Genomic DNA, 10994 nt, shown 5'->3' with positions numbered 1-10994 from the left:
CACTTCCTGATCATTGAGGAACAAGGCCCAGTGCCAACAGTTTGAGACCGATCACCGACAAGTATCCCTAAAGCCTCAGGGAAACGGCAGCGCATCACTGCGCCATGCCTGCCGCATGATTGAGGTTTGTCGCACCGGCTATAGTCACAACCAACCTCGCTGGCCTGACACCACATTAATATTCCAACCATTTAAAGGAAGGCCAAAACCTGAACAGAGATAAACTATGAACACAGTCTCCAATGGGAACATATCCAAGCGCTTATCGACTTGGATATGGATTTCCCCATGTCGAAAGAAGATCTCTGTAAATTGCTGGCTTCGGAAAATGAACTGGGCGTTGTTCTAGTCGCTGTGAGGTCAAATTGAGATTTTGATAACCCGCCCGGGTTTCCTCTGGTTGTCCCGATTAAAAATTTCTTGCAACCGGTTGCAAAGATACTCATGGTATCCCCGAGCTAAAGAATCGGGAGGCCTTAATGCTCAGAATCGGATTGCTTGGCGCCGGACGCATTGGGCGCGTGCATGCACAGGCCATTTCTGCGCATCCTCGCAGCCAGCTATGTGCAGTGTCCGACGCGATTTCCGATGCGGCTGAAAGCCTTGCTTCGGAGCACGGCGCGACTGCTCGCGACTCCAAGGAGATCATAGAGGACCCATCGATTGATGCGGTTCTGGTGGCGACGCCGACGGACACTCATTCTGACCTGATCGAAGCTGCAACACAGGCTGGTAAGGCGGTTCTTTGTGAAAAACCCGTTGATCTCAGTCTTGAACGGGCGCTTGCGTGTCAGGCTGTTGCGGCGGAAACCGGCCAGTCGGTCATGCTAGGGTTCAATCGGCGGTTTGATCCCAGCTTTTCAACGCTGAAAAATTCTGTTGATCAGGGTGAGATTGGCACGCCTGAGTTGCTGTCGATCACCTCGTTCGACCCAGCCCCGCCTCCGATCGGCTATGTCAAGGTTTCGGGCGGTTTGTTTCGGGACATGATGATCCATGATTTCGACATGGCGAACTATCTGTTGGGTCAGTTGCCGGTGCAGATTTCGGCAGTTGGAACTTCGATCGTCGATCCTGAAATCGGGCGTGCTGGGGATGTAGATACTGCTGTTGTAACAATGACTTATGCAGACGGTCAGATTGCAGTTATCAAGAATTCGCGCCGGGCTGTGTATGGGTATGACCAGCGGATTGAGATGTTGGGTTCGGGTGGCCTGTTGCAGGCGCAGAACATTCTGGAAAATGCCGTGGTCAAGTCGACAGCCGCCGGCGTCACGGGGGCAAAACCCACATATTTTTTCTTGGAACGATACATGCCCGCCTACCGCGCAGAATGGGATGCGTTCGTGCAGGCAGTGCAATCCGGTTCCGTAATGCCGGTGACTCTTGAAGACGGCGTCGCAGCCCTTGCCATGGCCGAGGCCGCGACCCGGTCGGCGCAGTCCGGTCAGCCGGTTGCCATGGCTGAAGTTTTGAAACCGGTTGCAAAATGATGGGATATACGGAAACTGGGGATAGCTGCGCCAATTTCCGGAGCGGTGGGGATTCGGTTCATCCGAATGAATGGGGCTGAGATCCCGGCAATAACACAGACTGTTTAATAGGGAGGAAACCAAATGAATAAGTTTGTAAAAGGCGCATTGGCTGCCGGTGCATTGGCTCTGGCCACGCCTGCGTTCGCGCAAGAGATCGTGGTCGTATCGCACGGTCAAGCGAATGATGCGTTCTGGAATGTCGTCAAGAACGGCGTCGAGCAGGCGGGCAAGGATGTTGGCATCAACGTGGAGTACCGCGCGCCCGAGACCTTTGACATGGTGGCCATGTCGCAGTTGATCGACGCTGCCGTGAACCAGGAGCCCGACGGGCTGATCGTTTCGATCCCTGATGCGGACGCGCTTGGGCCGTCAATCGAACGCGCGGTGGCGGCCGGTATTCCCGTGATCTCAATCAACTCGGGCGCGGAAGTCGCCAAAGAATTAGGTGCTCTGCTGCATGTTGGTCAGGACGAATTCGACGCAGGCAAGGCCGCAGGCGAGCAACTGGCTTCGATGGGCGGTTCCAACGCGGTTTGTGTGAACCACGAGGTTGGCAACGTGTCGCTGGACTTGCGCTGTGAAGGCTTTACCGAAGGGTTTGGCGGCAATGTGACCGTTCTGCCGACTTCGAACGATCCGTCCGAGATCGAATCCAAGGTTGCCGCCGCGCTGGCAGCTGATGAAAGCGTCGATACGGTCATGGCTCTGGGCGCAAGCTCGGCTGGTGAGCCTGCGGTTGCGGCTGCCAAAGCCTCGGGGCGTGATGTGAACGTTGCCTCGTTCGACCTGTCTGCCAACTTCCTGCAGTCAATCGTTGACGGTGATGCGGCCTTTGCCATCGACCAGCAACAGTACTTGCAAGGCTACCTGTCGGTGAACTTCATGGGCCTGCATGCCAAATACGGCCTGATGCCGGGTGGCAACGTGCCTTCGGGCCCGAACCTGATCACTCAGGAAAAGGCCGCTCAGGTGATTGAGCTGTCCTCGCAGGGCATCCGCTAAGTCCGGATCATACCGACAAACAAAAGGATCGGCGCCAGCGCGCCGATCCCACCGAATGGGAGGAAACCATGAGTGAATCAACGACCGTCGTATCGGACGAAAGGGTCAAGAAAGAACCGTTCCTAACCAAACTCATGAAGCGGCCCGAGTTGGGTGCCATGGCAGGCGCCGTTCTGGTTTTCGTTTTCTTTGCGATCACTGCGGACGAGTCGATGTTCACTCTTGCTGGTGTCATGAACTTCATGACCCCTGCCGCACAATTGGGTATTCTGGCCATCGGGGCGGCGCTGCTGATGATCGGCGGAGAGTTCGATCTGTCAATCGGGTCGATGGTCGCGTTCTCGGGGCTGTTTTTCGGCGTCTGCGCCGTGACCTGGCAATTGCCGCTGATCTTCGCCATTCCCATGACCTTCGTATTCGCGGCCTGTGTCGGCGCGGTTAACGGCAATATCGTGATCCGCTCGGGCCTGCCATCGTTCATCGTGACGCTGGCGTTTCTGTTTATCTTGCGCGGGCTCTCTCTGGTTGGCCTGAAGATGGCCACGGGCGGTTCCACGCAGTTGCGCGGTGTGCGCGACGCGGTCGAAAACGACTGGCTCGCCCCCTTCTTCTCGGGTGAGGCTTTCGGCAGCCTGTTTGCCTGGCTGGCAGAGAAGGGCATGATCGACACCTTCAAAAGTGGCGCGCCCAAGGTGCCGGGTATCCCGGTCGAAATTCTGTGGTTCATTGTCATCACGCTGGCGGCAACCTATGTGCTGCTGCGCACTCCGGTCGGGAACTGGATTTTCGCCTCGGGCGGTGACAGCACAGCGGCCTCCAACTCGGGTGTTCCGGTGAACCGTGTGAAGGTATCGCTGTTCATGTTGACTGCCTGCTGTGCCGCGTTGGTGGCGATCATCACCGTGATGGATGCCGGATCGACCGATGCACGTCGCGGCTTCCAGAAGGAGTTCGAAGCAATCATCGCGGCTGTGATCGGGGGCTGTCTGCTGACTGGCGGCTATGGCTCGGCCATTGGGGCGTTCTTCGGCTCGATCATCTTTGGCATGGTCGTCATCGGCCTGACTTATACCGACTTTGATCAGGACTGGTTCCAGGTCTTCCTGGGCGCCATGCTGCTGATCGCTGTTCTGTTCAACAACGCGATCCGTAAACGCGTAACCGGGGAGCGCTGATATGACTGAAGACACCAAGTTCCACCATGGAGATTCCTCCGTCGACGCTGCTCCGATCGTTGAGATGAAGGATATCGAAAAGCACTTTGGCAACATCATCGCCTTGGCCGGTGTCAGCTTTGACGTCAAGCCGGGTGAGTGCCACTGCCTGTTAGGTGACAACGGGGCGGGCAAATCGACCTTCATCAAGACCATGTCTGGGGTGCATAAACCCACTAAGGGTGAAATCTATTTCGAAGGCAAACCGCTGCATTTCGACACTCCGCGCGATGCGATGGAGGCGGGTATTGCAACTGTTTTCCAGGACCTTGCGATGATCCCGCTGATGAGCGTCACGCGCAACTTTTTCATGGGGCGCGAACCGACCAAGGGGAAGGGTTTACTGAAGCGGTTCGATGTGGATCAGGCCAACGACGTCTGTATGGAAGAGATGCGCAAAATGGGCATCAATCTACGCGGACCAGATCAGGCCGTTGGCACTCTGTCCGGCGGCGAGCGACAGACCGTTGCGATTGCGCGCGCGGTTTACTTTGGTGCGAAGATTCTCATTCTCGATGAGCCGACTTCGGCCCTTGGGGTGCGTCAGACATCGAACGTGCTGGCCACAATCGACAGAGTGCGCAGTCAGGGTGTTGGTGTGGTCTTTATCAGCCACAACGTACGCCACGCGCTGGCAGTGGGTGATCGCTTTACCGTGCTGAATCGAGGTAAAACTCTGGGCACTGCGAAACGCGGTGAGATCACGCCCGAGCAGTTGCAGGACCTGATGGCAGGCGGTCAGGAAATGGCAGAACTGGAAGGTTCTCTGGGCGGAACGGTTTAACACCGTTCCCCTTTAGGGGCCGCTTGGCCCGACATTCAACGAAATTGCAGGAATGGCCATAATGGCCTTGTGTTGAAGGGGATCACAATGGGCAAAACAGTCCGACTGACCGCTGCGCAAGCTTTGGTGCGCTATCTGGGCGCGCAGATGAACGAGGCCGGAGAGCCTTTCATTGCTGGTGTCTGGGCCATCTTTGGCCATGGCAACGTGGCAGGGCTGGGTGAGGCGTTGCACGGGGTTAAAGACAGCCTGCCGACTTATCGCGGTCATAACGAGCAGACCATGGCGCATTGTGCGATCGCCTATGCCAAGCAGATGCGCCGCACGCGGGCGATGGCGGTGACGTCCTCGATCGGGCCGGGTGCGACCAATATGGTCACCGCAGCGGCGCTGGCACATGTAAACCGCTTGCCGGTTCTGTTCCTACCGGGTGACGTGTTCGCCACCCGCGGTCCCGATCCGGTGCTTCAACAGATTGAGAATTTCGGCGATGGGACCGTTAGCGCCAATGACTGCTTCAAACCGGTCAGCCGCTACTTCGACCGCATTTCCCGGCCCGAGCACCTGTTGACCGCTTTGCCGCGCGCCTTCCGTACGATGACGGACCCGGCCGATTGCGGACCGGTGACTCTGGCATTCTGTCAGGACGTACAGGCCGAGGCTTATGATTATCCCGAAAGCTTTTTTGAGCCGCGTGTCTGGTATCAGCGCCGCATTCGCCCGGATGAGGGCGAACTGGCCCGCGCGATGGCTGCGATCAAGGCGACCAAACGCCCGGTCATCGTTGCCGGGGGCGGGGTGCATTACTCGGGTGCGACGGACGCGCTGCAGAGCTTTGTGGAAACCCACAACATTCCGATCACTGAGACGCAGGCGGGCAAATCGGCACTGGCCTGGGATCACCCGCTGAACCTCGGGCCGATTGGCGTGACAGGTGGTGAGCCCGCCAATGACGTCTGTGCTGAGGCCGATCTGGTGCTTGCCGTGGGGACACGGTTGCAGGATTTCACTACTGGCTCCTGGGGCCTGTTCTCGAACCCGGAACGTGAGATGGTGTGTCTGAACACTGCCGCATATGACGCCGAAAAGCACGGGGCGATGCCGCTGCAATCTGATGCGCGTGTTGGATTGGAGGAGTTGGGCACCGCCTTGCAGGGATACCGCGCCGATCCGGTAAGCGACACGCTCAAGGCCGAGTGGTTCGGGAAGGTCGACAAGCTGACCGACGCACCGGGTGATGGCAACGCGCTGCCCACCGATATGCAGGTGGTGGGCGCGGTTCAGCGCGCGTCAAATGATGACACGGTTGTCATGTGTGCGGCCGGGACCATGCCCGGAGAGCTGCACAAACTGTGGAAGGCGCCGCGTCCCGGGGCCTATCACATGGAATACGGCTTTAGCTGTATGGGTTATGAGATTGCAGGCGCGATGGGCATCAAGATGGCCCAGCCCGAGCGTGACGTGATCTGCTTTACTGGCGACGGCACCTATATGATGGCGAACTCGGAAATGGCGACCGCAGCGATGATGGGCGTGTCCTTCACCGTCGTGATCACCGACAACCGGGGCTTTGGCTGCATTAACCGGCTGCAGATGGGCACTGGCGGAGCCGAGTTTAACAACCTGCTGGATCACGCGGTCCACGAAACGCCATCTGCCATCGACTTTGCCGCCCATGCGGCGGCGATGGGGGCGATTTCGGTCAAGGTCAGCTCGATTGCCGAGCTTGAGGATGCGCTGGCCAAACGCGTGGAGATCAAGGGGCCGTACGTGGTGGTCATCGACACCGATCCCTATCCGTCGACCAAATATGGCGGCACGTGGTGGGAGGTGGCCGTTCCCGAAGTTAGCATCCGCCCCGAAGTGAATGAAAAACGTGCGGCCTACGAGGTTGCCATCAAGGAAAGAAACACGAAATGAGCGTGAAAATCGGGATTTCTCCGATCGCGTGGCAGAATGATGATCTGCCGGACCTGACCGCCGCCTACACCATGGAGCAAGCGCTGAAAGAGGCGCGCGAGATCGGCTATACGGGCGTCGAACGCGGCCAACGGATGCCGGGCGATACTGAAGGCCTGCGCGCTTATCTCGAAGGCAACGACATCGCGCTTTGCGGCGGGTGGTGTTCCGGCGCGTCGCTGGTCAATGACTTCGCGACCGAACGCGAAGCCGTGCGGGAGCAGGTCGAGCAATTCGTGGCGTTGAACAGTCCGTGCATTGTCTATGCCGAATGCTCGAACACCGTGCAGGGCCAGATCGGGACAGCAGTGAACGACCGTCCGAAACTGTCGAAGAACGAAGTTCTGTCCTATGCCGCCAAGATCACTGAGCTGGCGAAATGGATGGCCGATCAGGGCATGCCGATGGCCTACCACCACCATATGGGCACGATCATCGAAAGCGAGGATGACGTGAACTGGCTGATGGAGGGTTCGGGCCCCGAGGTGAAGCTGTGCTTTGACACTGGCCATCTGCTGTTCGGCGGAGGCGATGTTATGGCGACCCTGAACCGCTGGGGCGATCGGGTGCATCATGTGCATTTCAAGGATATCCGCCCGGCAGTGGTGCAGGACACCCGAGAAAAAAGCCGTAGCTTTCTGGATGCGGTGATCGCCGGTGCTTTCACCGTGCCCAGCGATGGATGCATTGATTTTCAGGCGGTCGCGAATGCTCTTAAAGCGATGGACTACGACGGTTGGATCGTAGTTGAGGCCGAACAGGATCCGGCCAAAGCACCGCCCTATGAATACTCCAAGATGGGATATGGCCATATTGTCGAGGTCTGCAAGCAAGCAGGATTGGAGATCACCGAGTAACACACCGCCCCAAGGGGCAACACCTTAGCCATGAGAAAGGAGAACGTCATGGTAAATCAGGAACTAGGTTTCGTCGGCTATTTCGACCGGGAATCCTGTGATCTGGATGAATTCAAGGTGTTGACCTCTCAGAACCTGTCGGCCGAAGCGGTGCCGCATGCTGTGTCGGTGGAAAAGAATGTACCGATCTATGACATGCAGGCGTTGCGTCCTGTGCTGGAACAGCCAGACAAACGTCGGGCTCTGCTGGCGGAGTGGGGCTGGGTTCTGAATAAATCGGCGGGCGTGATCGCCTTAAAAGCGGCATACCCAGACACCTCAGTCATCGACCGGGCCACCGAAGTGTTCCGCCAGATCATCGACGAAGAGCGCCAAGGCAACGCCGGTGAGGGCGACCACTTTGCCGCCTCTGGTGCCAACGATAGGGTTTGGAACGCGCTGCAAAAGCAGTGCTTGCGCGATCCTGAAGGCTTTGCTCTTTATTTCGGCAATACCGCGATTGCGGCGGCGTGTGAGGCTTGGTTGGGGCCAAACTATCAGATCACCGCGCAGGTCAATCAGGTGCGCCCCGGCGGCAAGGCGCAACAGGCGCATCGGGACTACCATCTGGGTTTCCAAAGCGCCGACAATGCGGCGCAGTACCCGGCGCATGCCCATCTCGTGACCGCCTCGCTGACGCTGCAGGGCGCGGTGGCGCATTGCGATATGCCGGTGGAAAGTGGCCCGACCAAACTGCTGCCGTTTTCGCAACTCTACCCGTCAGGCTATCTGGCGTTTCATGATGAAGGGCATCGGGATCATTTCGAAGACAGTTATATCCAACTGCCGCTTGAAAAGGGTGATGCGGTGTTCTTCAACCCCGCCTTGTTCCATGCCGCTGGCGAAAACAGCAGCGCCGACATCCAGCGTATGGCAAACCTGTTGCAGGTTTCCTCGGCTTTCGGGCGCGCGATGGAGGCTGTGGATCGCCGCGAAATGTCGCAAGCGGTCTTCCCACATTTGGTTGCTCTGAAGCAGCGTGGCGATCTGAGAGGGGCCGAACTGGATGCAGCCGTCGCTGCCACAGCCGAAGGGTATCCCTTCCCAACCAATCTGGACACGGATCCACCAATCGGTGGCAACGCCCCGGCAAGCCAGGCGGACATATTGCGCCAAGCCGTTTCAGAAGGTTGGACCGAGGCGCAGTTGGCCGAGGCGCTCGCGGCTCTGCACACAAGGCAAGCTGCCTAAAGCAAGAACCGGGCGGTCCAACGGGCCGCCCAATAAGGAGACTAATATGGCAGATCTGCTTAAGAAACCCGTCGGCGCGCGAGGCAAAGTCCATGACATCACCCCAGCCAGCGCCGGGTGGCAGTATGTTGGGTTTGGCCTTTATCACCTGCGTGCGGGCGACAATGCTGCCGAGGCAACGGGTGATCGTGAAGTCATTCTGGTCATGGTCGAAGGCAAGGCACGGATCACCGGTGCCGGGCAGGACTGGGGGGTTCTGGGTGACCGGATGAACGTCTTTGAAAAGACGCCGCCGCATTGCCTCTACCTGCCCAATGGATCCGAGTGGGAGGCCGTCGCGGAAACCGATTGCGTTGTTGCCGTTTGTTCTGCTCCGGGTAAAAGCGGCCACGAGGCACGGCGGATTGGCCCCGATGGTATCGCCCTGACCGAGCGCGGCAAGGGGGTGAACACGCGCTACATTAACAACATCGCGATGGAGGCCGAGGACTATGCCGATAGCCTGCTGGTGACCGAGGTCTTTACGCCTAACGGTCACTGGTCATCCTATCCCAGCCACCGCCATGACGAGGACGATTATCCGCGCATCACCTATCTTGAGGAAACCTATTACCACCGCATCTCTCCGGCCAACGGCTTCGGCATCCAGCGGGTTTACACAGATGACGGCCAGTTGGATGAGGCGATGGCCGTTTCCGACGGTGATGTTGTAACTGTTCCGCGCGGCCATCACCCTTGCGGGGCACCTTATGGGTTTGAGATGTATTATCTGAACGTAATGGCCGGGCCATTGCGGAAATGGCGTTTTGTTGCGGCCCCCGAGGTCGAATGGATCATGGAGCGTGACGGATGACCAAAGACTTTGCCATCTATCCCAGCCTGAACGGCAAGACCGTCTTCATTACCGGCGGGGCAGGGGGCATTGGCGCAGAAACGGTGAGGGCTTTTGCAGCCCAGGGGGCCAAGGTCGGATTTCTGGATATTGACGCGGATGCCGGACACGCGCTGCTGGCGGAGGTGGAAGGAGAACACGCCTTTGCCCAATGCGACCTGCGCGACATCGAGGCTTTGCATATCGCATTGGCAGAACTGTCGGACGAACTTGGTGCGGCGCATGTGTTGGTCAACAACGCCGCGCGGGACGACCGCCATGACTGGCGCGAGGTGACGCCAGACTACTGGGACGAACGCATGGCAACGAATATCCGCCACATGTTTTTTGCCATCCAGACTGTCGCGCCAGCGATGATCGAACGGGGCGGTGGGTCAATCGTCAATCTCGGATCGAATTCCTGGTGGGAGGCGGGGGCAGGCTTTCCTGCTTACGCCACCGCCAAATCCGCCGTTCACGGCCTGACCCGCACTATGGCGCGTGAATTGGGTGATCACCGTATACGCGTGAACACCGTGGTGCCGGGTTGGATCATGACAGACCGCCAGAAGGACCTGTGGGTCACGCCCGAGGCATTGGCGAAACAGGTCGACCGTCAATGTCTGCCCGATCCGATAGATCCCGTCTATGTGGCGCGGATGGTGGTATTTTTGGCCTCGGACGATGCCGCCATGTGCAGTGCGGGGAATTTCATGGTCGAAGGCGGATCAATCTGAACGCGCCAAATTTGGAGATACGGCATGTCCCAACCGTTCCAACTTGCGGCATGTGCCGAAATGCTGTGGCTGGACAAGCCGATGGACTGGTGCGCCGCGCGCCTGACGGAAATGGATTTCGGCGTCGGGCTGTGGAACTGGCCTGACCTGAATCTTGAAAAGCTTGAAAGAACTGGCGCGAATTTCACGATCATGAACGGCTATCTTGAGGGCCGTTTGGCGGATGAAGAAGGCGCGGACCTGTTGCTTAAATCTGTGCGCGAAACGGTACAGATTGGACAGCGTTTGGGGGTGGATCGCCTGAACCTGCACGGTACGGGACTGGGCGATGGCGGTATCCCAATCTGGCAGCACGAAACCGTAACTGGTGTAATGTGGTTAAAGGCGCGAGAGACGCTGAACCGTATCTGCGATCTGGCCGAAGAAGAGGGCGTGGTGTTCACGCTGGAAAACCTGAACCTGTTGGATCACCCCGGATGCCCCTTTGGATCGACAACAGATGTGTTGGCGCTGGTTTCTGCGGTCGATCGCCCACAGCTGCGTATCAATTTGGACTTGTATCACACACAGATCGGAGAGGGTGATCTGATCCGCTGGTGCGAGAAATGCCTGCCGTGGATCGGGGAAGTGCAGGTCGCGGACAATCCGGGCCGATGTGAACCCGGAACTGGCGAAATCAACTATGCCGCTGTTGCGCGGGCTTTGAATGATATGGGCTACCAAGGACCGGTCGGTTTGGAAGCCTTTGCGACAGGAAACCCAGAAGCCGCGCTGGCGGCCTTCCGGGATGCCTTTACGATTTGAC

10 protein-coding genes are annotated in these 10994 nt (G+C 58.2%); all 10 read left to right on the top strand.

The features are described 5' to 3' along the window. The first annotated feature begins 479 nt into the window (after positions 1–479). Positions 480–1493: an inositol 2-dehydrogenase gene (iolG, locus tag ACR0D7_RS18585; RefSeq protein WP_480680346.1), complete on the top strand. Its 1014-nt coding sequence runs from the start codon at positions 480–482 to the stop codon at positions 1491–1493. A 123-nt stretch (positions 1494–1616) separates the two neighbouring features. Further along, positions 1617–2537 carry a sugar ABC transporter substrate-binding protein gene (locus ACR0D7_RS18580; RefSeq protein WP_480680345.1) on the top strand — a complete coding sequence of 307 codons (921 nt, stop codon included), beginning with the start codon at positions 1617–1619 and terminating at the stop codon, positions 2535–2537. Positions 2538–2605: 68 nt separating this feature from the next. After that, positions 2606–3712 (top strand): ABC transporter permease, encoded by a 1107-nt coding sequence (locus ACR0D7_RS18575; RefSeq protein WP_480680344.1) that lies wholly within the window; start codon positions 2606–2608, stop codon positions 3710–3712. A gap of 1 nt (position 3713) precedes the next feature. Then, a complete protein-coding gene (locus ACR0D7_RS18570; protein WP_170386095.1) occupies positions 3714–4535 on the top strand; it encodes an ATP-binding cassette domain-containing protein in 822 nt (273 codons plus the stop codon). An 87-nt stretch (positions 4536–4622) separates the two neighbouring features. Further along, positions 4623–6455, top strand: coding sequence for a 3D-(3,5/4)-trihydroxycyclohexane-1,2-dione acylhydrolase (decyclizing) (iolD, locus tag ACR0D7_RS18565; protein WP_480680343.1), 1833 nt, complete (start codon positions 4623–4625; stop codon positions 6453–6455). After that, positions 6452–7351, top strand: a complete 900-nt coding sequence (gene iolE, locus ACR0D7_RS18560; protein ID WP_480680342.1) for a myo-inosose-2 dehydratase — start codon at positions 6452–6454, stop codon at positions 7349–7351. Before iolD ends, iolE begins: the two co-directional genes overlap by 4 nt. A gap of 48 nt (positions 7352–7399) precedes the next feature. Then, positions 7400–8581 (top strand): phytanoyl-CoA dioxygenase family protein, encoded by a 1182-nt coding sequence (locus ACR0D7_RS18555; RefSeq protein WP_480680341.1) that lies wholly within the window; start codon positions 7400–7402, stop codon positions 8579–8581. Between the two features lie 46 nt (positions 8582–8627). Further along, positions 8628–9434 (top strand): 5-deoxy-glucuronate isomerase, encoded by an 807-nt coding sequence (iolB, locus tag ACR0D7_RS18550; RefSeq protein ID WP_480680340.1) that lies wholly within the window; start codon positions 8628–8630, stop codon positions 9432–9434. Next, complete coding sequence (locus ACR0D7_RS18545) at positions 9431–10189, top strand: SDR family NAD(P)-dependent oxidoreductase (protein WP_480680339.1); 759 nt, start codon at positions 9431–9433, stop codon at positions 10187–10189. Before iolB ends, ACR0D7_RS18545 begins: the two co-directional genes overlap by 4 nt. Before the next feature lie 24 nt (positions 10190–10213). Continuing rightward, positions 10214–10993 (top strand): TIM barrel protein, encoded by a 780-nt coding sequence (locus tag ACR0D7_RS18540; RefSeq protein WP_480680338.1) that lies wholly within the window; start codon positions 10214–10216, stop codon positions 10991–10993. Position 10994: the final 1 nt, after the last annotated feature.

Source organism: Ruegeria sp. BB7 (genome assembly GCF_056539365.1).
This window is presented reverse-complemented; position numbering and strand designations above follow the sequence as displayed.